This window comes from Micromonospora sp. MP36 (genome assembly GCF_008119785.1).
In the GTDB taxonomy this organism is placed as follows: Bacteria; Actinomycetota; Actinomycetes; order Mycobacteriales; family Micromonosporaceae; genus Micromonospora.
In genome coordinates this window covers 120,135-143,607 of record NZ_VSFA01000001.1, presented here as the reverse complement: position 1 = coordinate 143,607, position 23,473 = coordinate 120,135, and the positions used below count along the sequence as shown (strand labels likewise).

General features: G+C 74.9%; 23 protein-coding genes. 6 read left to right on the top strand and 17 right to left on the bottom strand.

Going from position 1 to position 23,473, the window contains the following annotated elements:
- Window positions 1-8: 8 nt before the first annotated feature.
- The 6 genes from nadC to FXF52_RS00620 form a co-directional block, all read right to left on the bottom strand.
- A complete protein-coding gene (nadC, locus tag FXF52_RS00645; protein ID WP_148793148.1) occupies window positions 9-905 on the bottom strand; it encodes a carboxylating nicotinate-nucleotide diphosphorylase in 897 nt (298 codons plus the stop codon).
- The gene (locus FXF52_RS00640; protein ID WP_148793147.1) at window positions 902-2,590 is read right to left on the bottom strand and encodes an L-aspartate oxidase; all 1,689 of its coding nucleotides are present in this window, start codon (window positions 2,588-2,590) and stop codon (window positions 902-904) included. The genes nadC and FXF52_RS00640 overlap by 4 nt, the downstream gene beginning before the upstream one ends.
- Window positions 2,591-2,651: 61 nt before the next feature.
- Window positions 2,652-3,545 (bottom strand): septum formation family protein, encoded by an 894-nt coding sequence (locus tag FXF52_RS00635; RefSeq protein WP_148793146.1) that lies wholly within the window; start codon window positions 3,543-3,545, stop codon window positions 2,652-2,654.
- Window positions 3,546-3,639: 94 nt separating this feature from the next.
- A complete protein-coding gene (gene panD, locus FXF52_RS00630; RefSeq protein WP_148793145.1) occupies window positions 3,640-4,068 on the bottom strand; it encodes an aspartate 1-decarboxylase in 429 nt (142 codons plus the stop codon).
- 32 nt (window positions 4,069-4,100) lie between these two features.
- Entirely contained in the window at window positions 4,101-4,949 is an 849-nt protein-coding gene (gene panC, locus FXF52_RS00625) for a pantoate--beta-alanine ligase (protein WP_148793144.1), read from the bottom strand.
- On the bottom strand, window positions 4,946-5,923 hold the full coding sequence (locus FXF52_RS00620; protein ID WP_148793143.1) for a Rossmann-like and DUF2520 domain-containing protein: 978 nt from the start codon (window positions 5,921-5,923) through the stop codon (window positions 4,946-4,948). Before FXF52_RS00620 ends, panC begins: the two co-directional genes overlap by 4 nt.
- A 212-nt stretch (window positions 5,924-6,135) precedes the next feature.
- Here FXF52_RS00620 and FXF52_RS00615 point away from each other — a divergent pair, with 212 nt between their 5' ends.
- Together FXF52_RS00615 and FXF52_RS00610 are read left to right on the top strand one after the other, a co-directional pair.
- A complete protein-coding gene (locus FXF52_RS00615) occupies window positions 6,136-7,356 on the top strand; it encodes an SAM-dependent methyltransferase (RefSeq protein ID WP_148793685.1) in 1,221 nt (406 codons plus the stop codon).
- A complete protein-coding gene (locus FXF52_RS00610; protein ID WP_187413268.1) occupies window positions 7,353-8,522 on the top strand; it encodes an NADH-quinone oxidoreductase subunit D in 1,170 nt (389 codons plus the stop codon). Before FXF52_RS00615 ends, FXF52_RS00610 begins: the two co-directional genes overlap by 4 nt.
- Window positions 8,523-8,546: 24 nt before the next feature.
- Here FXF52_RS00610 and FXF52_RS00605 read toward each other — a convergent pair whose 3' ends face one another.
- The 4 genes from FXF52_RS00605 to FXF52_RS00590 all read right to left on the bottom strand — a co-directional run bounded on the left by FXF52_RS00605 (window position 8,547) and on the right by FXF52_RS00590 (window position 13,138).
- Window positions 8,547-10,313: a hypothetical protein gene (locus FXF52_RS00605; protein WP_187413267.1), complete on the bottom strand. Its 1,767-nt coding sequence runs from the start codon at window positions 10,311-10,313 to the stop codon at window positions 8,547-8,549.
- A 186-nt stretch (window positions 10,314-10,499) separates the two neighbouring features.
- Window positions 10,500-11,504, bottom strand: coding sequence for a glycine betaine ABC transporter substrate-binding protein (locus FXF52_RS00600; protein WP_148793141.1), 1,005 nt, complete (start codon window positions 11,502-11,504; stop codon window positions 10,500-10,502).
- Between the two features lie 169 nt (window positions 11,505-11,673).
- The gene (locus FXF52_RS00595; RefSeq protein ID WP_148793140.1) at window positions 11,674-12,396 is read right to left on the bottom strand and encodes an ABC transporter permease; all 723 of its coding nucleotides are present in this window, start codon (window positions 12,394-12,396) and stop codon (window positions 11,674-11,676) included.
- Between the two features lie 55 nt (window positions 12,397-12,451).
- Window positions 12,452-13,138 carry an ABC transporter permease gene (locus FXF52_RS00590; protein ID WP_148793139.1) on the bottom strand — a complete coding sequence of 229 codons (687 nt, stop codon included), beginning with the start codon at window positions 13,136-13,138 and terminating at the stop codon, window positions 12,452-12,454.
- 2 nt (window positions 13,139-13,140) lie between these two features.
- On the opposite strand from FXF52_RS00590, the gene FXF52_RS00585 reads away from it, so the two are divergent.
- Entirely contained in the window at window positions 13,141-14,136 is a 996-nt protein-coding gene (locus FXF52_RS00585) for an ABC transporter ATP-binding protein (RefSeq protein WP_148793138.1), read from the top strand.
- 107 nt (window positions 14,137-14,243) lie between these two features.
- Here the strand turns inward: FXF52_RS00585 and FXF52_RS00580 are convergent, their stop codons facing one another.
- The 7 genes from FXF52_RS00580 to folP all read right to left on the bottom strand — a co-directional run bounded on the left by FXF52_RS00580 (window position 14,244) and on the right by folP (window position 18,948).
- Window positions 14,244-14,744: a hypothetical protein gene (locus FXF52_RS00580; RefSeq protein WP_148793137.1), complete on the bottom strand. Its 501-nt coding sequence runs from the start codon at window positions 14,742-14,744 to the stop codon at window positions 14,244-14,246.
- 75 nt (window positions 14,745-14,819) lie between these two features.
- On the bottom strand, window positions 14,820-15,122 hold the full coding sequence (locus FXF52_RS00575; protein WP_148793136.1) for a hypothetical protein: 303 nt from the start codon (window positions 15,120-15,122) through the stop codon (window positions 14,820-14,822).
- Between the two features lie 154 nt (window positions 15,123-15,276).
- Window positions 15,277-16,476, bottom strand: a complete 1,200-nt coding sequence (locus FXF52_RS00570) for an ABC transporter permease (protein ID WP_148793135.1) — start codon at window positions 16,474-16,476, stop codon at window positions 15,277-15,279.
- Between the two features lie 119 nt (window positions 16,477-16,595).
- Entirely contained in the window at window positions 16,596-17,084 is a 489-nt protein-coding gene (locus FXF52_RS00565) for a DUF3180 domain-containing protein (RefSeq protein WP_187413298.1), read from the bottom strand.
- 61 nt (window positions 17,085-17,145) lie between these two features.
- A complete protein-coding gene (folK, locus tag FXF52_RS00560) occupies window positions 17,146-17,673 on the bottom strand; it encodes a 2-amino-4-hydroxy-6-hydroxymethyldihydropteridine diphosphokinase (RefSeq protein WP_148793133.1) in 528 nt (175 codons plus the stop codon).
- On the bottom strand, window positions 17,670-18,029 hold the full coding sequence (folB, locus tag FXF52_RS00555; RefSeq protein WP_148793132.1) for a dihydroneopterin aldolase: 360 nt from the start codon (window positions 18,027-18,029) through the stop codon (window positions 17,670-17,672). Before folB ends, folK begins: the two co-directional genes overlap by 4 nt.
- Window positions 18,030-18,084: 55 nt before the next feature.
- A complete protein-coding gene (gene folP / locus FXF52_RS00550; RefSeq protein WP_148793131.1) occupies window positions 18,085-18,948 on the bottom strand; it encodes a dihydropteroate synthase in 864 nt (287 codons plus the stop codon).
- 356 nt (window positions 18,949-19,304) lie between these two features.
- Between folP and FXF52_RS00545 the strand changes: the two genes are divergently transcribed.
- From FXF52_RS00545 to FXF52_RS00535, 3 genes are read left to right on the top strand one after another with little or no spacing between them, the layout of a single operon-like run.
- On the top strand, window positions 19,305-19,619 hold the full coding sequence (locus FXF52_RS00545) for a hypothetical protein (RefSeq protein WP_148793130.1): 315 nt from the start codon (window positions 19,305-19,307) through the stop codon (window positions 19,617-19,619).
- 12 nt (window positions 19,620-19,631) lie between these two features.
- Window positions 19,632-19,994, top strand: a complete 363-nt coding sequence (locus FXF52_RS00540) for a hypothetical protein (protein ID WP_091317037.1) — start codon at window positions 19,632-19,634, stop codon at window positions 19,992-19,994.
- A 49-nt stretch (window positions 19,995-20,043) separates the two neighbouring features.
- Window positions 20,044-23,472: an ATP-binding protein gene (locus FXF52_RS00535; protein WP_148793129.1), complete on the top strand. Its 3,429-nt coding sequence runs from the start codon at window positions 20,044-20,046 to the stop codon at window positions 23,470-23,472.
- Window position 23,473: the final 1 nt, after the last annotated feature.

Genomic DNA, 23,473 nt, shown 5'->3' with positions numbered 1-23,473 from the left:
AGCTCAGCTCATTCCTCGCGCAGATCCAGGGCGATGTCCAGGATCGGCGAGGAGTGGGTGAGCGCGCCCACCGAGAGGAAGTCCACCCCGGTCGCGCCGTACTCGGCCGCCACCGGCAGGGTCAGCCCGCCGGTCGCCTCCAACTCGGCCCGGTCGCCCACCGCCGCGACCACCTCGCGCAGCTGCGCCGGGGTCATGTTGTCCAGCAGCAGGAAGTCGGCGCCGGCCTCGACCGCCTCCACCGCCTCGGCCAGGGTGTCCACCTCCACCTGCACCGGCACGTCCGGGAACGCCTCCCGAACCCGGCGGTAGGCGGCGGCGATCCCGCCCGCGGCGACCTTGTGGTTGTCCTTGATCATGGCGACGTCGTGCAGGCCCATCCGCTTGTTGGTGCCGCCGCCAGCGCGGACCGCGTACTTCTCCAGGGCACGCAGGCCGGGGGTGGTCTTGCGGGTGTCCAGCACCATCGCTTTGGTGCCGGCCAGGGCGTCGGCCCAGGCCCGGGTGTGGGTGGCCACCCCGGACATCCGGCAGAGCAGGTTGAGCGCGGTCCGCTCGGCGGTGAGCAGCAGCCGGGTCGGGCCGGTCACCGTGGCCAGCACGTCGCCGCGCGCCACCCGCTGCCCTTCCTGCGCCACCAGCGACACCTCGACCGCACGGCCGGCGCCGGTCACCTCGCCCACCAGCTCGAACACGGCCGCGGCCACGGCCAGCCCGGCCACCACCCCGTTGGCCCGGGCGACCAGGTCACCGGTGTCGGTCTGCGCGGCCGGGATGGTGGCGACGCTCGTGACGTCGAGGAAGTCCGGACCCAGGTCCTCGGTGAGCGCGTCGACGATCACCCGCCGTACCCGCTCCGGGTCCAGGCCACCGGCCCGCAGCGCCCGCTCCGTCGACTCCCTCATGGCAGTTCCTCCCACCGCGCGGTCAACCGTCCCTCGGTCCCGACCCCCGCGACCAGGTGGCCCAGCCACCGGTCGTCGGCCGTCGGGAAGTCCTCCCGCCAGTGGCAGCCCCGGGTCTCCCGGCGGGTGTACGCGGCGGCGACCAGCGCCGACGCCACGGTGACCAGGTTCGTCGCCTCCCAGTCGGCGGTGCGCGGCGCGCCGCGGCCCAGACCCAGGTCGGTGAGGGCACCGGCCGTCGCGGCCAGGCTCTCCGCCGAGCGGAGCACCCCCGCGCCCCGGGTCATCGCCCGCTGCAGGGCCGGCGTGGTCGCGGCCGGCACCACCCAGCCCTGGCCGCCCACCCAGGCGCCGGTCTCGGCCGGCTTCGCCTGCTCGGGCAGCCCGGTGGCGACGTCCTCGGCGATCCGGCGGGAGAAGACCAGCCCCTCCAGCAGCGAGTTGCTGGCCAGCCGGTTGGCGCCGTGCACCCCGGTGCAGGCCACCTCGCCGCAGGCGTACAGGCCGGGGATCGAGGTGCGGCCGTGCAGGTCGGTACGGACGCCGCCGGAGGCGTAGTGGGCGGCCGGGGCGACCGGGATCAGGTCGGTCGCCGGGTCCACCCCGATGGCCAGGCAGGACGCCACGATGGTCGGGAAGCGCCGGGCCAGGAAGTCCCTGCCGAGGTGGCGGGCGTCCAGGAAGACGTGGTCCGCGCCGGTGGCCAGCAGCACCCGGTGGATGCCCTTCGCGACCACGTCCCGGGGGGCCAGCTCGGCCAGCTCGTGCTGGCCGACCATGAACCGCTTGCCGTCGCCGTCGACCAGGTGGGCGCCCTCGCCGCGCAGCGCCTCGGAGACCAGCGGCTGCTGGGCCCGGGCGGCGCCGGACGCGCCGGCCGGCACGATCAGCGCGGTCGGGTGGAACTGGACGAACTCCACGTCGGTGACCGCCGCGCCGGCCCGCAGGGCGAGCGCCACGCCGTCGCCGGTGGAGACCGCCGGGTTGGTGGTGGCCGCGAAGATCTGGCCCATGCCGCCGGTGGCCAGCACCACCGCCCGCGCGAGGATCGCCCCGACGCCGTCCTCACTGCCCTCGCCGAGCACGTGCAGGGTGATCCCGCAGGCCGGGCCGAGCCCGTCCGGGCCGTCACCGGGGGCGCGCAGCAGGTCCAGCACCAGGGCGTGCTCGACCAGCCGGATCCACGGGTCACGGTGGACCGCCGCGTGCAGTGCCCGCTGCACCTCGGCCCCGGTGGCGTCGCCGCCGGCGTGCACGATCCGGTCGGCCCGGTGGCCGCCCTCCCGGGTGAGCATCAGCGAGCCGTCCGGGTTCCGGTCGAACTCGGCCCCGATCCGCATCAGCTCGCGCAGCCGGGTCGGGCCCTCCTCCACCAGCACCCGGACCGCCGCCGGATCGCACAGCCCGACCCCGGCCACCTCGGTGTCGTACGCGTGCGCGGCCGGGGTGTCGGTCGGATCGAGCACCGCGGCGATGCCGCCCTGTGCCCAGCGGGTCGAACCCTCGTCCATGTTGACCTTGGTGACCACGGTGACGTGCAGCCCCGCCTCGCGCAGGTGCAGCGCGGCGGTCAGGCCGGCGACCCCGGAGCCCACCACGAGCACGTCGGTGGTCTCCACCCAGCCGGGTGCGGGCGCGGCCAACAGCCTGGGCAGGGCCGGCAGGTCGACGGTCGGAAGGTCCATGAGCACAGTCAACCCGAACGTCCCTCGCCCCGGGCGGCGGGGGCGGGACGAGTGGTTTCGGCTACCTCGTCCGCACCGGCAGGCCGGCCGGCCCGGCGCCCTTGAGGGAGGCAGTCACCGTCCGGTCGCTGAGCCACAGGTAGCAGCGGACGCCCCGGTCACCGACGGCCCACCGGCCGGCGCCGGGCGGGCGTACCACCACGCCGCTGCGGAAGCGCAGGGTCGCGTCGTCGGGCACGCCGACGTAGCGGGCGAGGACGCTGTTGCAGCCGGCGTAGAGCGGGGCCCAGTCGGCGTCCTTCGTCGGGTACGGGCGGTCCGGCGCCGGCCACACCCCGACGAACTCGGCGTCGTGCGCGGTGCCACAGTCCACCGGGGTCAACGTCTGCACCCGGCGGGCGTCGCCGCCGGTGCGCTGGCAGCCGAGCCGGAGCGCGGCCGGCCCCTTCAGCGCGTCCCGCAGGCTGCCCGTCCGGGTCACCACCTGCGCCGCCGCCTCGACCGAGGTCAGCTCGGTCAGGTCGCAGCGGTACCACCGGGAGCCGGCCGCCCAGCCGGGCCCCGTGGGCAGGGCCACGGCCAGCCGCAACCGCCCGGCCCGCCAGTTGTCGCCGACGTACCCGCTGGCCCGGGTGTCGCAGGCGGCGAAGGCCGTACGCAGCTCCGGTGAGTCGAGGGGCGGCGGGGTGGCCCGGTCGCCCGGGAAGGCGCCCACGTGCACCGTTTCCACCCGGTGCGGCAGGTCGCAGCCCACCGGGTCGTACGCGGACAGGCTGACCGTGGCGGTGAAGTCGGCGACCTGGCAGACGCCGGCCGCCGGGGTGAACGCCCGGGCCGGCGGCAGCGCCGCCCAGTCGTCCGCGAGGTCGCCGTCCAGCCCGCCGGCTCCGGCGCAGCCCGCCAGGGCGGCCCCCGCGACCAACGCGGCGACCAGGGTGGTCATCGCACGGCGCATCGCGGCCTCCCCCGACCGACGACCGTCAACCCGACGGTCCGCCCAGGGTAGCCGGAAATGACCTTCCGGTGACAGACCGTGCGGGTGGGCCGGATCAGCGCAGGCTGGCGGCCAGGGGGTTGGGGACGGGGTCGCCGGCGGTGCCGGGGACGGCGGTGGTCGGGTCGGCGGTCAGGTCGACCACCCGGTTGTCCGCGTCGACGTGCACCACCCGCGGCTGGTAGGTCCGCGCCTCCGCGTCGTCCATCTGCCCGTACGAGATGAGGATCACCAGGTCACCGGGGTGCACCAGGTGCGCGGCGGCGCCGTTGATGCCGATCACGCCGCTGCCCCGCCGCCCCGGGATCACGTACGTCTCCAGCCGGGCCCCGTTGGTGATGTCCACGATCGCCACCTGCTCGCCGGGGAGCAGGTCGGCCGCGTCGAGCAGCTCCTCGTCCACGGTCACCGAACCGACGTAGTGCAGGTCGGCCTGGGTCACCGTGGCCCGGTGGATCTTCGACTTGAGCATGGTCCGGAGCATCGGGTGCCTTTCCGCGGAATGTGGTGGTGGGGTCAGGAGGGCGGCGCGAGCCGGAGCGCCGTGTTGTCGATCAGGCGGGTGGCGCCGACCCAGGCGGCGATCAGCAGCCGCGCCGGGCCGGCGACCGGCCCCGGCTCCAGGTCGGCGTCGGTGAGCACCAGGTAGTCGAGGCGGGCGCCGGACGTACCGGAGTCGAAGGCGCGGTGGGCGGCGGCCAGCACCGCGCCCGCGTCCGCGCCCTGCTCGGCGGCCTCGACGCCGGCCCGCAGCGCGGCCGACAGGCTCAGCGCCGACGCCCGCTCCTCCGGCGAGAGGTAGCGGTTGCGACTGGACAGGGCCAGACCGTCCGGCTCGCGTACGGTCGGCACGCCGACGATCTCGGTCGGCACGTCCAGGTCCCGGACCATCCGCCGAACCAGGGTGAGCTGCTGGTAGTCCTTCTCGCCGAAGAAGGCCAGGTCGGGGCGGGTGAGCTGGAGCAGCTTCATGACCACGGTGAGCACCCCGTGGAAGAAGCCGGGGCGGCTCAGCCCCTCCAGGTCCTCCCCGAGCGGGCCCGGGTTCAGCCGGACCGTCGGCTGGCCGTCCGGGTACATGTCGACCACCGCCGGGGCGAAGACCACGTCCGCGCCGGCCCGCCGGCAGATCTCCAGGTCGGCGTCGAGGGTGCGCGGGTAGCGATCGAAGTCCTCGTTCGGGCCGAACTGGAGCGGGTTCACGAAGATCGTGACGAGGACGTGGTCGGCCCGCTCGCGGGCGGCCCGCAGCAGCGTCTCGTGCCCGGAGTGCAGCGCACCCATGGTCATCACCACGCCGACGGTGCCGGTCAGCGCGTCCCGCGCCGCCGCCAGCTCCTTGCGCGTGTGCACCAGCTGTGTCATGCGGCCACCTCCCCGTAGATCCCCGTCAGCACGTCCAGCAGCGACTCCGCGTCCGCCGGGCGCAGCCGGCCGGCCGCGATGGCGCGGTCCGCCGTCCGTCGGGCCAACGCCAGGTAGGGGGCCACGGATTCCGGCGCGGTCGCCGCCAGCCGCTCCAGGTGCCGGCGTACGGTGCCCGCGTCGCCCCGGGAGACCGGGCCGGTGAGCGCGTCGTCGCCGAGTCGCAGGGCGTTCTCCAGGGCGGCACGCAGCAGCGGGGCGAGCACCTTCTCCGGCCGGTCCACCCCGGCGTCGCGCAGCCGGTCGACCGCCTCGTTGACCAGGGTCACCAGGTGGTTGGCGCCGTGTGCCAGCGCCGCGTGGTAGAGCGGGCGGTCGTCCTCCGCCACCCACTCCGGCACCCCACCGAGGTCGGCGACCAGCCGTGCGGCGAGCGGGCGCAGCTCCGCCGGGGCGGTCACCCCGTACGAGATGCCGGCCAGGCGGGTCAGGTCGTCCGGCGTACCGGTGAAGGTCATCGCCGGGTGCAGCGCGAGCGGCCGAGCGCCGACCGCGGCGGCCGGGGCGAGGACGCCCAGCCCGTGCGCGCCGGAGGTGTGCGCGACCACCTGGCCGGGGCGCAGCGCGCCGGCCTCGGCCAGCCCGGCGACCACGCCGGCCAGGGCGTCGTCGGGCACCGCCACGATCAGCAGGTCGGTGGCGGCGCGGGCGACCGCGGTCGCGGACCGGTTCGGGGTCTGCGGCAGCAGCAGCGCCAGCCGAGCCTTCGCGGCCCCGGAGGCGCCGGAGGCGGCGACCACCCGGTGGCCGGCGGCGGCGAGGGCCGCGCCGAGCACGGCACCGACCCGGCCGGCGCCGAGCACGCCGACGGTGAGGGTGCGCGGAAAGACGAGCGGGGCGCCGGACGGGGCGCCACCCGACGGTACGGCGGACCCGCGCGGGGCGGCCGGGCGCGGGCGCAGCGGTGCGCTCATGACAATCGATCCAGTCCTCGACGGGGGTACCGGTCGATCGCAAGTATGCGCCGGGGCCACGGACGCTGAACAAGCATGTGTGAAAACCTTCACGGAGCGTGTGGAACGCGGAATTCTGGGCACCGGGCGAGCCGGCTCCGGCACGGGCCAGCGCCCGGTCGTACCGTCAGCGGGTGACCTTCCCCGAGCAGCCGCTGCCCTGGCGGCAGGCGATGGAGTCGGCCCTCTACGGGCCGGACGGCTTCTTCGTCTCCGGGGCGGGGCCGGCCGCCCATTTCCGCACCAGCGTGCACGCCTCCCCGGTGTTCTCCGCGTGCCTGCTACGGCTGCTGCACTCTCTTGACGAGGCTCTCGGTCACCCACCGGTTCTCTCCGTCGTGGACGTCGGGGCTGGTCGCGGGGAGCTGCTGCGTTCGCTGCTCGCTGCCGTGGGGGTTTCCGGGGAGCCCGCCCGCTCCGGGCGGTCAGGCTTGATCCCTCCGCGTGCGGGCTCCCCGGAAACCCTGACCACCGCGGCCGCCGTCCGCCCGTCACCCTCCGGGCTCGGGTCGCGCTCCGCCGGGCCGTCGCCCACCGCCCCGGTCCCGCTCGCCGCTCGGGTACGCCTCACCGCCGTCGAGAAGGCACCCCGCCCCGAGGACCTCCCGGCTGAGATCGCCTGGCTGGACGAGATTCCTGCGGGGATCACCGGACTGCTCGTGGCCACCGAGTGGCTGGACAACGTGCCGCTGGACCTGGCTGTGCACACGCCCGAGGGCTGGCGGTATCTGCTGGTGGACCCGACGACGGGTGAGGAGTCGGTGGGTGACCTGGTCGACGCCGCGGATGCCGACTGGCTGGACCGGTGGTGGCCGCTGACCGGAAGCGACGAGACCAGCCGGACCGGGTCGGGGTTCCGGGCGGCCCGACCGGCGGAGGGATCAAGCCTGACCGCCCGGAGCCGGTCTGGCCGCCCGGAACCACCCACCGGCGCGAGTGCCGAGATCGGCAGGACCAGGGACGAGGCGTGGGCTGAGGCAGTCCGAAAGATAGAGCGAGGGCTAGCGCTGGCCGTGGACTACGGGCACCTGAAGGGCGAGCGGCCGGTGGACGGGACGTTGACCGGGTATCGGGGTGGGCGGCAGGTGCCGCCGGTGCCCGACGGGACGTGTGACGTCACCGCGCACGTCGCCGTGGACGCGGTCGCCTCCGCCGGTGAGCGGGTCGCCCGGTGTGCGTACACCCTGGTCTTGCAGCGGGAGGCGCTGCGGGCGCTCGGGGCCGACGGCGGGCGACCGCCGCTGAGCCTGGCCTCCCGCGACCCCGCCGGGTACGTCCGGGCGCTCGCCGCCGCGTCGGCGGTGGCCGAGCTGACCGACCCGGCCGGCCTGGGCGGGCACTGGTGGCTGCTGCAACCGCTCGACGTCGCGCTGGCTCCCTTCATGGCACGATGACGGGCATGACCACGGACGCCGGCGATCTCCGCGAACTGACCGTCGGCACCGGCGCCGGCGGGGAGCAGCTCGGCACCGACATGGTGCTCAACATCGGCCCCCAGCACCCCTCCACCCACGGCGTGCTGCGGCTGCGGCTGGTGCTCGACGGCGAGCGGGTGGTCTCGGCCGAGCCGATCGTCGGCTACATGCACCGGGGCGCGGAGAAGCTCTTCGAGGTACGCGACTACCGGCAGATCATCGTGCTGGCCAACCGGCACGACTGGCTCTCGGCGTTCGCCAACGAGCTGGGCGTGGTGCTGGCGGTGGAACGGCTGATGGGCATGGAGGTGCCGGAGCGCGCGGTCTGGCTGCGGATGGCCCTGGCCGAGCTGAACCGGGTGCTCAACCACCTGATGTTCCTCGGCTCGTACCCCCTGGAGATCGGCGCGATCACCCCCGTGTTCTACGCGTTCCGCGAGCGGGAGACCCTCCAGGCGGTGATGGAGGAGGTCTCCGGCGGCCGGATCCACTACATGTTCAACCGGGTCGGCGGCCTGAAGGAGGAGGTGCCGGCCGGCTGGACGGGCCGGGCCCGGGCGGCCATCGGCGAGGTGCGCCGGCGGATGCCGGACCTCGACCACCTGATCCGGCGGAACGAGATCTTCCTGGCCCGGACCGTCGGGGTGGGTGTGCTGTCCGCGGCGGACGCCGCCGCGTTCGGCGCGTCCGGGCCGGTCGCCCGGGCCTCCGGCCTGGACCTGGACCTCCGCCGGGACGAGCCCTACCTGGCGTACGACCAGCTCGACGTGCCGGTGGTGACCAAGACCGCCGGGGACTGCCACGCCCGCTTCGAGGTGCTGCTCGACCAGGTGTACGCGTCGCTGGACCTCGCCGAGCAGTGCCTGGAGCGGGTGGACCGGCTCACCGGGCCGGTGAACACCCGGCTGCCCAAGGTGGTCAAGGCCCCGGAGGGGCACACCTACGCGTGGACCGAGAACCCGCTCGGCATCAACGGCTACTACCTGGTGTCCCGGGGCGAGAAGACGCCGTGGCGGCTCAAGCTGCGCACCGCCTCGTACGCGAACGTGCAGGCGTTGGCGACGCTGCTCCCCGGCTGCCTGGTGCCGGACCTGATCGCCATCCTCGGCTCGATGTTCTTCGTGGTCGGCGACATCGACAAGTAGGCCGGCACACGGCAGCCGGCGGCGTCAGCGCCAGCGGTCGGCGGAGCGGGGGTCGCCGGCGCGGGGCGTCTCGTCGCGCGGCGGGTAGCCGTACCGGGCCGGCTCGGGCTCGGCCTGGCGCCACTCGGGCTGCCCGCTGCGCTGCGTCGGGGGGCGCCACTCGTCCGGTACGGGCACCCCGCCGACCGGCAGGGCCGGCCGGTTCCCCTCCACCCAGCCGGCTCCCGCGCCGGCCGCGTGGCCCCGGTTGGGCTCGCGGACGGACGCCCAGCGATCCTCGACCCGGTACTCGCTGCCGGCGCCGTCGGCGTGCACCGCGGCGTGCCGCTCCCCGACCCGGACCTCCCGGCCGTGCTCGTCGTCGCGGACCGACGCCCAGCGATTCCCGGCGCGCAGCTCGGACCAGTACTCGCCGTCCGGATCGTCGGAGGCGGCGGCCCGGCCGGACGGCGCGGGCGGGGCCCCGGCTCGGCCGTCCGGTGACGGCCGGCCCACCGCCGGGTCCGCCCAGTAACGCTCGTCCTGCGGCGCGGACCAGGACTGCTCGGCACGGCCCCCCTCGCGGCCGGTCGCCCAGGACCGGTCGTCGCCGTCCCGGCCCGCCGACCAGGACCGTTGGCCCGGCGGGCCCGCCTGCGAAGCCGGCCAGGACCGCTGGTCACCCGGCCCGGCCGGTTCGGTGGACCCGGTCCGGTCGTCGCCGCCGGCCGGCCACCCGCGGTCGTCAGCGGACGCGCCCGCGCCGCCGGCCCGGGCCGCCCACCGCTGCTCCGGCGCCGGCGTGCCGGACCAGGAGCCGTCCTCCCAGGACGGGGCCGCCCCGTGGTTCCGCTCACCGCCTGGCCCGGACCAGGCGGCGCCATCCCGCGGCCCGCCCGGCCCGGACCAGGCGGCGCCGTCTCGTCCCTCGCCGTGGCCGCCCCAGCGGTCGCCGGACGACCGGGCGGGGTCGTCCGCCACCTCCCGGTGGCCGGACCGGGGGCGCTCCTCCGGCTCCGCGCCGCTCCACGGCCGCTCCTCCGGTGCCGGGGACCAGCGGCCGGCGTAGCGGCCGCCCGCGACCTGATCCGCCGCACCGTCCACGATGGTGTGCCGGGTGGTGACGTGCACGGTCTCGGTGTGATGCACCACCCCGACCGGTCGCGGTTCCGGGCGGGCGTCCGGCTCCTGGGTACGCGGGGCGCCGTAGACGCCGGGCTGCGGACGATCGGTCGGTGGGGCGGGGCGCTCCGCGCGGGTGCCGGACTGCGGGCGGCCCGCCGGCTCGTCCTCGTCCCGGCCGGCGGGCTGCCCCCAGCCCGGCTGCTCCGTGGCTGCGTAGCGGACTCGGCCATCGTCGTACGTCTCGCCGGACGGCACCCGGGCGCGGCCACCGGCGGGTTCCTCCGCGGCCGCCACGCTGATCCCCGCGGCGGCGGCCGCCGTCGCGTCCAGCCGGCGCCGCAGCGCGATGACCGTCTCCTGGGTCCGGTGCGCCTGATCGAGCGCCTGGTTGCCGCGCTGCGCGGCGGCCACGATCTCGCTGCGCAGCTCGCGGCGGAGCTGCTCGATCTCCTCGCGCATCGCCTCGCTGCCGGCGACGTCGCCGCTGTTGTCGGGGCGCAGCGCGATGGAGAGACCGATCAGCACCACGGCGAGGATCGCCAGCACCGCGCCGACCCGCAGCGACCCGTCGCCACCGGCGACCAGCAGGGTCAGCGCCGCAAGGGGCGCGAGCCCCACCCCGATCCAGAACAGGACGGTCAGCAGCGATGGACTGCGCTTTTCGGCGGGGGCGACCGGGGCGGGCATGGCTGTGCAGACTACCGAGAGTTGCCCCGGTAGGGAACGGGCCGAAAGCACCGATGTAACGGCGGTGACCAGGCTTTCCCTGGCGGGCCGCCGGGCCGGGTCCGGTCGCCGACGGATCGGGCTGGTCCGTCGGCGACCGGCGACCGTTCCGGGTCGCGGCGTGGCAGGCCGGAACGGTCGGTACGGTCAGCTCGCCGCGAGCGCGGCGTCGGAGGAGAAGACCAGGCCGACGCTGGCCGCCCCGGTCTTCAGCGCGTTCTTGGTCTGCGGGCCGCCAGCGTCCAGCGAGCTGAACGAGCCGGCCTTGAAGTCGTAGACCTGGACGAGGCCGGCCTGGCACTTCGGCCGCTGCGGGCACTCCGGCGGGCCGGCCAGCACCGTCGCCTGGCCGGAGCACTTGCTCGCCATGTCGGAGAGCGTGGCGACCTGGTACTTGTCGGCGAAGGCCTTGGTGACCGCGAAGGCGTTCTGGTCCTGGGCCTGGGACGGCTGGCCGAAGGTGATGCCGACCTTGTCGCCCGCGGCCTTCAACGCGCTGACCGTCTTGTCCAGCTCCGGCGAGGAGACCGGCGCGGCGTCCTTGCCGTTGGCCTTGGTGTTGAGGAACTCGGCCATGGTGGCCGCGTACTCGGGGACGACCTGGATCTCGCCCTTCTCCAGCGCCGGCTCGTAGAGCTCACGGTTGCCGATGGTCTGCACCTTGACCTGGTAGCCGGCCGCGGTGAGGGCGATCTTGTAGAGCTCGGCGACGGTCTGGCTCTCGCTGAAGTTGCCCGCGCCGACCGTGACCTGGCCGCCCGGGCCCTTCGCCACGCCCTGGGTGACGCCGTTGGCGTCGGCGAACTCCTTCGCCGCGACCTGTGGGGTCTTGCGGTCGACGTCGACCGCCCGGTTCAGCTCGATCAGCTTGGGGGTGTCGAGCTTCGCGGAGACCTGGTCCAGCGCGGCCACCAACTGCGGGGTGGCGGCCTTGGCGTTGATCGCCGGGAGGACGTTGTCGGTGTTCTGCAGCTTCTTGTCGTCGGTGAGGACCGTCAGCTGGTCGCCCGCGACCGGGGCGCAGCCGGCCCCGGAGGCACCCTGCTGGGGGGCGTCGGTGCCCGAGGAACCGGCGTCACCGCAGCCGGTGAGCAGGCCCGCCGCCGTGAGGGCGCCGAGCGCCCCGACGGCCAGGCGTGTACGTGCGCGCATGTGTGCCCGCCTTCCGTGTCCCGGCGCGACCCGTTTCGGGCCGGCCGCGTGTCCGACGGGCGATCCGGTCGGCCGCCCGCGAGTCCAGCCAATATCCTCCGGGTCGGACCGACAAACTCCGAGCCGATTTCGTGACTGGATCGTCACCGGGCGCGCGGTTTGGCCCGGTTCAGCTACCTGCCGTGGCGTCGGCCGCGCGCCGGTTCGCCGCGCCCCGGGCCCGCCGCAGCGAGCGCGGCGTGACGCCCCGCTCCACCAGCGCGAGCACCCCCTCGACCAGCAGCGCCAGCCCGGCGACCAGCACCCCGCCGGCGATGATCTGCCCACCGCCGGCCGCGATGTCCAGCCCGAAGCCGGCCCGGATGATCTGCCCCAGCCCGCCGCCGTTGACGAAGGAGGCCAGCGCCGCGGTGGCGACCACCTGCACCGCGGCGGTACGGAACCCGGCGGCCAGGTACGGCACCGCGAGCGGCAACTCCACCCGGCGCAGCAGCTGCCCGCCGGAGAGCCCCATGCCACGGGCCGCGTCCCGGGCCTCCGGGTCGGCCTGCCGCACCCCCGTGTACGCGTTGGCCAACAGCGGCGGCACCGCGAACACGGCGAGCGCGACCACCACGGCCGGCCGGCCGAAGCCGAGGAAGGTCAGCGGCAGGATGGTCAGCAGCGCCAGCGTCGGCACGGCCAGCGTGACGTTGGACACCAGCAGCACCGCCCCGCCGCCCCGGCCGCTGTGCCCGAGCCAGAGCCCGACCGGCCAGGCCACCAGGCAGCCCAGCAGCACCGCCAGCGCGGAGATGGTCAGGTGTTCGCCGAGCCGGTCCAGGATGCCGCCCGGATTCGTCCAGTTCAGCGGGTCGTTCAGCCAGACCACGGCCTGCTCGACGGGGTTCATGCGGGCGGCCTTCCGTTCGCGACTGCGGGGCTCCGCCGCGCTGCACTCCTCGCGCTCACGATGCCCGCCGGCGGAGCCAGGGGGTGAGCAGCCGACCGACGCCGGCGAGGAGCAGGTCCAGCACCAGCGCCAGCAGGACGCAGAGCACCGTGCCGGTCATGATCTCCGCCTTGTAGAAGTTGTTCTGGAAGCCGGCGAAGATGAGCTGGCCGAGGCCGCCCCGGCCGACCACCACGCCGACCGTGACCAACGCCACCGTGGAGACGGTGGCCAGCCGTACGCCGGTGAGGATGCCGGGCAGGGCCAGCGGCAGTTCGATCCGGAACAGCCGGCCCCAGCGGCCGTACCCCATCCCCTCGGCGGCCTCCCGGACCTCGGGCGGCACCTGGTTCAGCCCGGCCAGGGCGTTGCGCACGATGACCAGCAGCGCGTACAGCGCCACCCCGCTGAGCACGGTGATCGCGCCGATGCCGAGGTAGGGCGCGAGGAAGGCGAACAGGGCCAGCGACGGGATCGTGTACAGCACCCCGGTCAGCGCCAGGATCGGCCCGGACAGCGACCGGAACCAGTACGCGGCCACCGCCAGCGGCAGCGCCACCAGCGCGGCGATCAGCACCGCCCGGCCGGTGAGCCAGGCGTGCTCGCGCAGCGCGGCGAGGATCGTGTCAGAGTTGTCCCGCACGTACTGCCAGGAGAACCACGGGTTACCCGGCGCGGCCCGGTAGCTGAGGTGGAGGGACACACGTGGACGTTACCCCGGGATCCGCCGGTGGACCCAGCGCGGCATCGATCACCCTCGAGCGCATCCGCAAGCGCTACCCCGACGGCACCGAGGCGGTCCGGGAGCTGAGCCTGGAGGTGAAGGCCGGCGAGCTGGTGGTGCTGATCGGCCCGTCCGGCTGTGGCAAGTCCACGGTGCTTCGCATGATCAACCGGCTGATCGAGCCGACCGACGGCCGGATTCTGCTCGGCGACGACGACGTCACCCGAGTCGACCCGGTGGCGCTGCGCCGCCGCATCGGGTACGTGATCCAGAACGTCGGCCTCTTCCCGCACCAGACGGTGGCCGCCAACGTGGCGACCGTGCCGGGGCTGCTCGGCTGGCCGCGCGGGCGGACCCGGGACCGGGTGAACGAACTGCTGGAGCTGGTCGGCCTCGATCCGGCACAGTTCGGTCGCCGCTACCCGCACGAGCTCTCCGGCGGCCAGCGGCAGCGGGTGGGGGTGGCCCGGGCGCTCGCCGCCGACCCGGTGGTGCTGCTCATGGACGAGCCCTTCTCGGCCGTCGACCCGATCGTCCGGACCCGGCTGCAGGAGGAGTTCCTGCGGCTGCAGGCCGAGGTTCGCAAGACCATCGTGCTGGTCACCCACGACCTCGACGAGGCGGTGCGGCTGGGCGACCGAATCGCGGTGCTCTCCGAGGGCGGCCGGCTGGAGCAGTACGACACCCCGGCCGCCCTGCTCGGCTCGCCCGCCTCGCCGTTCGTACGCGAGTTCGTCGGCGCCGACCGGGGCATCCGCCGGCTCGCGGTGACCCCGGTCACCCGGGAGGTGCTGGAGCCGCTCCCGACCGGCGACGGGTCGGACCTGCCGGCGCTGCCGCTGGGCGGCTCGGCGTACGACGCGCTGGGCGCGCTGCTCAGTTCGGCCGCCGAGCGCGCCGTGGTCACCGAGGACGGGCGGCCGGTGGGGCTGCTCAGCCGGTCCCGACTGCTGGAACTGGGCGCCGTGCCGGACTAAGCGGCGGCGGGACCGTGCGGCGGGCGCGGAACCGTGCGGCGGGCGCGAGACCAGGCGGCGGGCGCGGGACCTCGCGGCCGGGGGCGGGCGCGGGGGCCCGAGCTGCCTCAGGCGCGGCCGCCGAGGCTGGCCAGGCCGATGATCCAGCCGGCGAAGAAGCCGTAGCCGGCCCCGGTGCTGGCCGCCTGGAAGGCGGCGAGGAGCGACCCGTCCGGCCCGAGGAGGGTGGCCAGCAGCCCGGTGCAGCCGCCGGCCAGGGCGTACGCCGCCCAGCCGGAGAAGAACTGGCTGGCCGAGCCCTGCACCCGGGCCACCTGCGCGGCGGGCAGCAGGTAGAGGAGTGCGGCGGCCAGGATCACCAGCAGGATCGCCCGCAGGTCGGCGGCGAGCACCCCCTGGGACGGGTCGTCGGCGTGCAGCCGCCAGGCCGGCCAGGCGAGCAGCCGCAGGAACCAGCCGCCGGCCCCGTTCGGGTCGGTGTGGTCCTGGACCGAGCCCACGTACATCGGGCTGCCGCACACTCCGACGAGGAGAAGCGCGGCGAGGGTGCCGGTGCCGGCGGCCGTGCCGTAGCCGCTGACGGTCCGGACGCGATTGGTGAGGGCCATGGGGCGGTCAGTGCCCGGCCCACCCCGCCGGGCAAACCTGCGCGCCACCGCCCTGGGCCGGCGGGTGGTCATCCCTCAGTGCTTCAGCAGGTAGTCGATGAAGGCGGCCCGCAGCAGCGGTGCCGACTCCTCGTAGCCGTGGCCGGTGAGCTCCCGCCACAGCGCGTTGGCCTCGTCGATGGTCGGCCCGACCGAGTTGGGGGCGCCGTCCAGGGCAGCGGCCTCGTCCGAGTTGGGCAGGTGCCGCAGCACCGACCAGAAGAACCCGACGTCGCGACGCTCCCGGGCCAGGGCGAACGCCCGCTCGCGCAACTCCTCCGTGGAGAGCTTGTCGAGCTCGTCGAAGGTACGGCCGCCGGCGCCGGGAGTCTCGCTCATGCCGCCACCTCGCTCCGCTCGGCGACGACATGAGACACCACCGCGCTGTGCTGATGATTCGCTCGCTGACGCTCGCTCATGCGCCGAGCCTAGCCGCCGAGATCAGGTTCGGCCCGTCATCGCGCGGGCGTCGCCGGCCGGCGATCCGGTGCGGTCAGCGGTCGTCGGCGTCCCAGCGCCGCGGCTCGCTCTCCCAGCGCGGCGCGTCCCACGCGTCGACCGTGGTGTCGGTCCGGACCGGCAGCACCGAGGGCCAGGCGTCGGCCGGCTCCGGCGGCCGGGTCAGCGCCCAGCCGGTGCTGATCGTGCCGTCGCCGGACGGCCCCACCTCGGCCGGCACGAAGGCCTGCCGCGGCCGGCCGAACGCCTCGACCAGCCGGGTGACCAGCAGCCCGATGCCCAGGGTGGCCCCGCCGACGGCCCACCGGCTGATCGTCCAGCCCTGGGCCGCCGCCCAGACCAGGAAGACCTCCACCAGGCTGACCGCGAACAGGGTGCCGAAGATCCCCCCGCGCCGGCCGTAGGCGCTGGTGCCGGCGAGCATCGCCGTGCCGATTGCCAGCACCGACCAGTCCAGCCCGGACCTCGGCGCCACCGGTCCGTTCCCGTTCGCGACGATCAATACCCCACCAAGCGTGGCCAGCACGGTGGAACCGATCAGGGCCAGCGCGGCCACCGTGGCGGCGACGCCACCCCGGCGCCGGGCCGGGTCGGCGACCGGCCGGAACCGCCCGACCAGCCGGCGGACCGGCCGCATCGCGCCGAAGAGCCCACCGAGCACGGCCACCGCGGCGAAGCCGATGAACAGGTAGAGGGCGGTGCGCCGGAAGTCGTACCCGCCCTGGAGCACGACCGGGGCGGTACGCCGCTCGATGTAGACGACCACGCCGGCCGCGCCGGCCAGGCTCGCCGCCCAGCCGGGCACGTGCAGCACCACCACCGCCAGGGCCAGCGCCAGCCCGCCGAGCGCCGCCACCACCAGCGCGGGGAGCAGCGCCTCCCGGACGCCCCGGTCGCTCTGCTCGGCGAAGTGCAGGGCGGCGGCCACCGCGACCGGACCGACCGCCAGGTTGGGCACGGCGGCGCGCAGGCTCAGCCCGGCGGCCAGGGTGAGCAGCCCGAGCCCGGCCACGTTGACCAGGAGGGTCTGCAGGCCGATGCCGCGCAGCGCGTCCGCGTCGTCCCGCCAGAGCAGCCAGGTCAGCGCGGCCAGCCCGGCCAGCAGCAGGAACTCCCAGACCACATGGACGGCGATCCGGTCGCGGCCGGGTTCGCCGTGCGCGGGGTCGTCGAAGACGTTCTCCAGCACGGCGGCGGGCACGGACTCACCCTGGGCCGTTTGGTCGTACCCCATGACCCGCGCCTCCCACGTCGCCCCGCCGTGCCGTCCGACGCGCGGGCGGACCGGCGGCGGCCGTTGCTCTCCGGTCGCCAGGCACGGTACCTGCGGGCGCGGGTGGTGGGAACCCCTGATCAGAGGCGGCCGCGCGGAGTCTCCCGATCACCCGGGTCGCGGTCCTCGTCGTCCTCCTGCTCCGGCACCCGGCAGGACCGCTCCAGCCAGAGCGCCGCCGCGACCAGGGCGAGCGAGGCGAGCAGCCCGGCGCCGGCGGCCGGCCGGTCGCCGACGGCTGCGGCGGTGCGCTCGACGAAGAGCCAGCCGGTCAGCCCGGCGTAGAAGCCGGTGAAGATCGCCCCGGCCAGCGCGGACGCCTTGGCCAGCACCACGAACCGGGCGACCAGCAGCGGATTCACCGGGTCCCGCCCGGGTCGGCGCTCGATCCGGCCGCGGGTGTTGATCGCCGCGTACCCCTCGAGCACCGCGAGGGCGGCCAGCGTGACCACCGGCAGCCAGGGCAGCCTCGGCGCGCTGGGGTAGTAGAAGCTGCTGATCAGCAGCCAGGCCACCGCGGCGGCGGCGAGGCCGGCCACCACCAGTGTGGAGATCCGGGTGGGGCCCATCCGCCATCGTTCGGGATCGCGCGGGAACTGCGCCTGACTCATGCCGTCCGGCTCCACTGGGTCATGTGTCCGACTGTATCGCCAGATCCGGCCGAGGGCTGAGTTCCAGGGCGTCCCCGGCCAGCGGCTCGGCGTTGAGCAGGTCGGTCAGCCAGCCGTGTCCGGGCAGCCGGCCGTGCGGTTCGATGTCGATCCACGGCCGCAGCACGAAGGCCCGCAGGTGGGCGCGCGGGTGCGGCAGGGTCAGCTCCGGATCGTCGCTCAGCACGGGCGCACCGGCGTCGTCCCAGACCGCGATGACGTCGACGTCGAGGGTGCGCGGCCCGTACCGGCGCTCCGGGTCCCGGGTCCGCCCGGCCGCCCGCTCGGCGGCCCGGGCCCGGGCCAGCCAGTCGCCCGGGGTCGCCGCCGGGTCCGCGACCAGCACCGCCGCGTTCAGGTACGCGGGCTGCTCGGCGTCCCCCCACGGTGGAGTCTCGTAGACGCCGGAGACCGCCAGCACGGCGTCGTCGAAGGCGGCCACCGCCGCACGGAGGTGGGCGAGCCGGTCGCCGAGGTTGCTGCCGATCGACAGCACGGCCCGGCTCATCGGGTACGCCGCATCGTCACGGCCACATCCCGGAAGGCGTGCGGGATGGGGGCCTCGGGCTTGTGGACGGTGACCGTGGCGGCGGCGACCAGCGGCTCGGCCAGGCAGACCGCGAGCAGCCGGTCGGCGAGCGTCTCGATCAGGTTGACCGGCTCCCCGGTGATCACCGCGACCAACTTCTCGGCCAGCTCACCGTAGTGCACGGTGTCGGTCACCTCGTCCGAGCGCGCGGCCGGGCCGAGGTCGAGTTCGAGCACGGCGTCGACCACGAACTCCTGCCCCTGGGCGCGCTCGAAGTCGTACACCCCGTGCCGGCCGTGGGCGCGCAGGCCGGTCAGCTCGATCCGGTCCGTCACCGGTCCCCCTTCGTTCGCGACTGCGGGGCTCGCAAAACCGGCTCACTCCTCGCGCTCACCGGTCCCCCTCGATCATCGTGGTCGCCAGGCACGGGCGGCCGGTGGCCCGCCAGACGGCGAGCGCGTCGGCGGTGCCCCGGACGTCGTGCACCCGTACCCCCCAGGCCCCGGCCGCCACCGCGAGCACGCTGGTGGCGACGGTGGCCGCCTCGCGTCCCGAGGTGGGCCGGGGCATGCCGTCGGCAGCGGCGAGCAGCCGGCCCAGGTACGACTTCCGGCTCGATCCGAACAGCACCGGGAAGCCGAGGTTCACCAGCTCGGGCAGCCGGGCGCTGAGCTCCCAGTTGTGCGCGGCGGTCTTCGCGAAGCCCAGCCCGGGATCGATGATGATCTGCTCGGGGGCGATCCCGGCGGCGAGCGCCTCGTCGACCCGCTGGCTCAGCTCGGTCCGGACGTCGGCCACCACGTCGCCGTAGCTGGCCAGGTCGCGCATCTGGCGCGAATGCCCCCGCCAGTGCATGAGCACCCAGGGGCAGCTGGCGTCCCGGACCACCCGCGCCATGTCCGGGTCGGCGAGGCCGCCGGAGACGTCGTTGACCACGTCCGCACCGGCGGCGAGGGCGGCCTCCGCCACCCGGGCGCGGCTGGTGTCGATGCTGACCGGGATGCCGGCGGCGTGCAGCTCGCGGATGACCGGCAGCACCCGGGCGATCTCGGTCTCCGCGTCGACCCGCTCGGCGCCCGGCCGGGTGGACTCGCCGCCCACGTCGACCAGGTCCGCGCCCTCCGCGCGCAGTCGCACTCCGTGTCCGACGGCCGCGCCGAGATCGGCGTATCTGCCGCCGTCGGAGAAGGAGTCGGGCGTGACGTTGAGGACGCCCATCACCACCGGGGCCTGCGCCCGCACCAGATCGGTCACGACCCGACAGTACCGGTCGCCAGCAGGGCTTCCGGCGGCCCGGGCGGCAACCCTCCACGACGGCCCTGACATGGGAATTGGAACAGGTGTACGATCGGTCGTCCGGGTCGCTCCGGGTCGACTCTTCGCGGGTTGTCGCAAAGAGGGCCGGCCCGTACGCTTTGGAATTGCCCAGCATCGAGATGGCGAAGCCTGGAGGGAGGGCCGAAGCGGGAAGAATCCCCCCAAAGCTCACCACTCTCCGTGGTGGGTGACGAACGCAGCGTCGCGCACGCTGTGTCGAATGAGCACCATCCCGCCAGGCTTGCCTACTGCACCGCCGCGGCGCCGCCGGCCGCGACATGGGGAGGTTTCCAGTGATCGCCACCGAGCTCATGGGGGCGGCGAGCGCAGCCGTCGACCACGCGCTCCACACCCTGGCGTCGACTCCACTCGCCGAGCCGGCCCCCAAGGGCATCGACACCAACAGTGTCGTCAGCTTCTTCGCCAGCAAGATCGCGCCGATCCTGCTCGCCGTGCTCGGCGTCATCTTCATCGGGCGCGCCAGCCGGGGCGAGATCTCGAAGGTGCTGACCAGCTCGGCCATCGCCATCATCGGCCTGGCCTTCATCGCCGGCGCCGCCACACTCTTCTTCGTCGGCGATTACCTGATCAACCTGATCTTCGAATAGGCGCGGGCAACCATGCGGCTGCGCACCGACGACGACATCTACCGGGCTCGTCTCGTCTATCTCGGGCCGCCCGGATACACCCTTCCCGTCCACCTGCCGTACGCCCAGTACGGCTTGTTCATGCTGCTCGTGCCCCTCTACATGTTCATCCACTGGTTGTTCACGTTGCAGGTCGAGCTCTTCCCCGCGTGGGAGATCTCGCTCGCCATCGTGACCACCTCGTTCATCTTCCGGTACGTCGACCCGGACCGACCGGCGCGCATGGTCATCCGGACCGCGCTGACGGACTGGCGACGCACCCGGGAGCCGGCCGCCGAACTGCGCGACCCGCGGCTGGTGGCGAGCCGGATCAGGATCCGGGAGGAACTGGCATGACCGGGCGTACCCCGACGGGGCGGACGGACGACGCGGGTGAGGCGGTCGCATGAGTCGCTCTTCCACGCCGGGTTCCCCGGCCGGACGTCCGGCCGGGCCGCACGGTAACCGAGCGCGATCGTTCGATCACCCGCAGGACGAGGAACTGGACGAGGTCGCTCTCGACCCGGCCCTGGTCACCAGCCCCGGGCACGGTCGGGTCGGGGTCTTCCAACCGCCCCGCCCGGCGACGACCCGCACGCCGGGCCCCGAACAGCGGCCGGCGACCGGCGACAGCGGCGACATCGACTCACCGTTCCTCGACCTGTTCGGCGGCGCGCAGCCCGGCGGCCGGCGCCCGGCCCGGCCCGCGAGCCCCCCGGCCGGCCTGCCCACCGCGGCGGAGCCGACACCGGTGGTGGCGCCGCCCCGCCGCGGGGTCGGGCGGGAGGCGCTGCCCATCCCGCACCAGCCCGCCGCCCCGACCGAGCCGCCCCCCTCGATGACCGACCAGGGTGGCCCGCCGGAGGAGGAGCCGCCGAGCGTCCGGCTCCGGGAGACCGCTCCGGGCGTACGGCCGGTCGGGCGCCCCCGGGAGGCCCCCGAGGCCAGCCACGTGCCGTCGTACCCCGCCGAGCCGGCGGAGCGGCCCGCCGGTCGGCCGGCCGCCCTCGATCCGGCGCCCACCCGTTCCCGGGTCCCCCACCAGGCCGGCGACCGGCTGCCCGCGCTCCGCGCGACGACCGAGCCGGAACTGGCCGACCCCGAGGCCCCGGCCCGCCCGGCCCGCCGTGGCGACCGGCGGGCGGAGGCGGGGGCCCGGTCGAGCGGCCGCGAGGTCGCCACTGCGCCGAGCCGGGAGGTGACAGCGCCGCGGCAGCGGTCCGCGGCGCGGAGCGGCAAGCCCGTGAAGCCGGTCCAGGTCCGCCCCCCGAAGATCAAGTTCGGCGACCGGGACCCGTCGGTGGAGCTGGCGATCACCGAGATCGCCGGTCACCTCACCTTCACCCCGAACACGGTCACCGCCTGGTACTGGCTGCCCGAGGTGCGCTGGGCGTTCCGCCCCGACGCCGAGCGCGAGGCGCTGCTCTCGGCCATCTCCGAGCAGTACGCCGGCCTGGCCGGCTTCCGGCTGCACCTGCGCCGCACCACCCGGCCGTTCCCGGCCGACGAGTGGGCCCGCACCATCGACGCGCACACCGCCGCGCCGCTGCCCGACGTGCCCGGCACGCCCGGCTGGGCCGACCACCTGGTCGCGGCACAGCGGCACCTGATGGCGGTCAACCACGCCGAGGGTCAGACCTACCTCGGGGTCACGTTCGCCCGCCGGTCGCTGGGCGACTCGCTCACCGAACGGCTGCTGCGCACCTTCGGCCGCGGCACCGCCGACGGCGAGCGCCGCCGGCTGGGCCGCACGGTCGAGCAGTTCGACGAGGTGCTCAGCGCGTTCGGCATGCGGGGCCGCCGGGTTACCGCGCAGGAGCTGGAATGGCTGCTCTACCGCTCCGTCGCGCTGTGCATGGCGCCGCCCGGCGCGCTGTCCCCGGTGACCAACGGGCGGTGGGAACGCGGTGACCTGCTCGCCCTCACCGAGCAGGTCGAGCGCTACCGCACCCCGTACGGCTCGACGGTGAAGCTGGTCAACCGGATGACCGGCGAGGAGCGGCACGTGGCCGTGCTCGCGGTCGGCCGGATGGAGCCGCTGGAGATTCCCGAGCGGCACGAGCCCTGGCTGCACTTCCACGAGCGGCTGCCGTGGCCGATGGAGCTCTCCACCCGGGTGGACATCCTCGGCCCCGGCGACTCCTTCCGAAACCTGGAGCACCGGCTCCGGATGATCCGCTCCCAGCAGCTCGACTACGCCGAGCACGGCATCGACGCCCCGCCCGAGCTGGAACGGCTCGCCAAGCGGGCCCTGGTGATCGGCGACGAGATGACCACCGGCCTGCCGGTCGACTCGGCCCGCGCGCACGGCTGGCACCGGATCGCGGTCGGCGGCCGGACCCGCGAGGAGTGCCTGGAGCGGGCCCGGCGGCTCATCCAGCTCTACTCCCGCGAGCTGCGGATCTCGCTCCAGCACCCGAAGAACCAGGACTGGCTGGCCCGCGAGTTCATCCCCGGCGAGCCGATCGCCAACACCGGCTACGTCCGCCGAATGCCGGTCAACCTGCTCGCCGCCGCGCTGCCGCAGGCCGCCTCCACCGTTGGCGACCGGCGCGGCGACCTGATCGGCCGGACCGCCGGCACCTGCCGCCGCCCGGTCTTCCTCGACCTGCACTTCCCCATGGAGGTACGCGAGCGGTCCGGGCTCGCCGTGTTCGTCGCCGAACCGGGCGGCGGCAAGTCCACCCTGCTCGGCGCGCTCGGCTACCTGGCCGCCCGGCGCGGCGTCCAGGTGACCCTGCTCGACCCGTCCGGCCCGCTGGCCCGGCTGTGCGCGATGCCGGAGCTGGCGCCGTACGCGCGGGTGCTCAACCTGACCGGCTCCGAGCAGGGCACCCTCGCCCCGTACGCGCTGATTCCGACGCCGCTGCGCAGCGAGTTCAGCGCCGGGTCGGCGGGCGACCGGGAGTTCGAGATCGCGGTCTCCAATGCCCGCGCGGAACGCCGCATGCTGGTGCAGGACATCTGCATGATGCTGGTGCCGCCGCAGGTGGCCCGGGAGGCGTCCACCGCCACCCTGTTCCGGCACGCCGTACGCCAGGTACCGGCCGAGGAGACCTCCACCCTGGACGATGTGGTCGCCTGCCTGCAGGGTTTGGACGACGACGCCGGCCGGGAGCTGGCGAACCTGCTGCTGGACACCGCCGAGATGCCGCTGGCCATGCTCTTCTTCGGCCGGCCGCCGGAGGGACTGCTCGGCGCGGACGCCGCGCTCACCGTGATCACCATGGCCGGGCTGCGGCTGCCCGACCTCAAGATCGAGCGGGAGTACTGGTCGGCCGAGGAGGCCCTCGCCCTGCCGATGCTGCACACCGCGCACCGGCTCGCCGTCCGCCGCTGTTACGGCGGCTCGATGTCCTCGCGGAAGCTGGTCGGCCTGGACGAGGCGCACTTCATGGAGGGATGGCGTTCCGGGCGGTCGTTCCTGGTCCGCCTCGCCCGCGACTCCCGCAAGTGGAACCTCGCCGCCCTGGTCGCCTCGCAGAACCCCAAGGACATCCTCGGCCTCGACGTGCAGAACCTGGTCTCCACCGTCTTCGTCGGCCGGATCGCCGAGGACACCGAGATCGCCTCCGAGGCGCTGCGGCTGCTGCGGGTGCCGGTCAACGACGGCTACGAAGCCACCCTGGCCTCGCTTTCCCAGGCGGACTCCGGATCGGCCTCCCGGCTCGGCTTCCGCGAGTTCGTGATGCGCGACGTCGACGGGCGGGTGCAGAAGGTCCGGGTCGACGTGTCGTACGTCGACGGGCTGCTGGAACACCTGGACACCACCCCCGCCGCGGCCGCCCAGGCGGCCGGGCAGCTGCCGACCGTCCTGGCTGATCTGGAGGCGTGAC

Coding starts and splice junctions, on each gene's coding strand:
- FXF52_RS00565 (WP_187413298.1), bottom strand. CDS start 17,084: ATGGGCCCCACCCGGATCTCCACACTGGTGGTGGCCGGCCTCGCCGCC.
- FXF52_RS00640 (WP_148793147.1), bottom strand. CDS start 2,590: ATGGACCTTCCGACCGTCGACCTGCCGGCCCTGCCCAGGCTGTTGGCC.
- FXF52_RS00570 (WP_148793135.1), bottom strand. CDS start 16,476: ATGGGGTACGACCAAACGGCCCAGGGTGAGTCCGTGCCCGCCGCCGTG.
- folK (WP_148793133.1), bottom strand. CDS start 17,673: ATGAGCCGGGCCGTGCTGTCGATCGGCAGCAACCTCGGCGACCGGCTC.
- panD (WP_148793145.1), bottom strand. CDS start 4,068: ATGCTCCGGACCATGCTCAAGTCGAAGATCCACCGGGCCACGGTGACC.
- FXF52_RS00600 (WP_148793141.1), bottom strand. CDS start 11,504: ATGCGCGCACGTACACGCCTGGCCGTCGGGGCGCTCGGCGCCCTCACG.
- FXF52_RS00575 (WP_148793136.1), bottom strand. CDS start 15,122: ATGAGCGAGACTCCCGGCGCCGGCGGCCGTACCTTCGACGAGCTCGAC.
- FXF52_RS00610 (WP_187413268.1), top strand. CDS start 7,353: ATGACGGGCATGACCACGGACGCCGGCGATCTCCGCGAACTGACCGTC.
- FXF52_RS00595 (WP_148793140.1), bottom strand. CDS start 12,396: ATGAACCCCGTCGAGCAGGCCGTGGTCTGGCTGAACGACCCGCTGAAC.
- FXF52_RS00535 (WP_148793129.1), top strand. CDS start 20,044: ATGAGTCGCTCTTCCACGCCGGGTTCCCCGGCCGGACGTCCGGCCGGG.
- FXF52_RS00635 (WP_148793146.1), bottom strand. CDS start 3,545: ATGCGCCGTGCGATGACCACCCTGGTCGCCGCGTTGGTCGCGGGGGCC.
- FXF52_RS00615 (WP_148793685.1), top strand. CDS start 6,136: ATGGAGTCGGCCCTCTACGGGCCGGACGGCTTCTTCGTCTCCGGGGCG.
- panC (WP_148793144.1), bottom strand. CDS start 4,949: ATGACACAGCTGGTGCACACGCGCAAGGAGCTGGCGGCGGCGCGGGAC.
- FXF52_RS00620 (WP_148793143.1), bottom strand. CDS start 5,923: ATGAGCGCACCGCTGCGCCCGCGCCCGGCCGCCCCGCGCGGGTCCGCC.
- nadC (WP_148793148.1), bottom strand. CDS start 905: ATGAGGGAGTCGACGGAGCGGGCGCTGCGGGCCGGTGGCCTGGACCCG.
- FXF52_RS00605 (WP_187413267.1), bottom strand. CDS start 10,313: ATGCCCGCCCCGGTCGCCCCCGCCGAAAAGCGCAGTCCATCGCTGCTG.
- FXF52_RS00580 (WP_148793137.1), bottom strand. CDS start 14,744: ATGGCCCTCACCAATCGCGTCCGGACCGTCAGCGGCTACGGCACGGCC.
- FXF52_RS00540 (WP_091317037.1), top strand. CDS start 19,632: ATGCGGCTGCGCACCGACGACGACATCTACCGGGCTCGTCTCGTCTAT.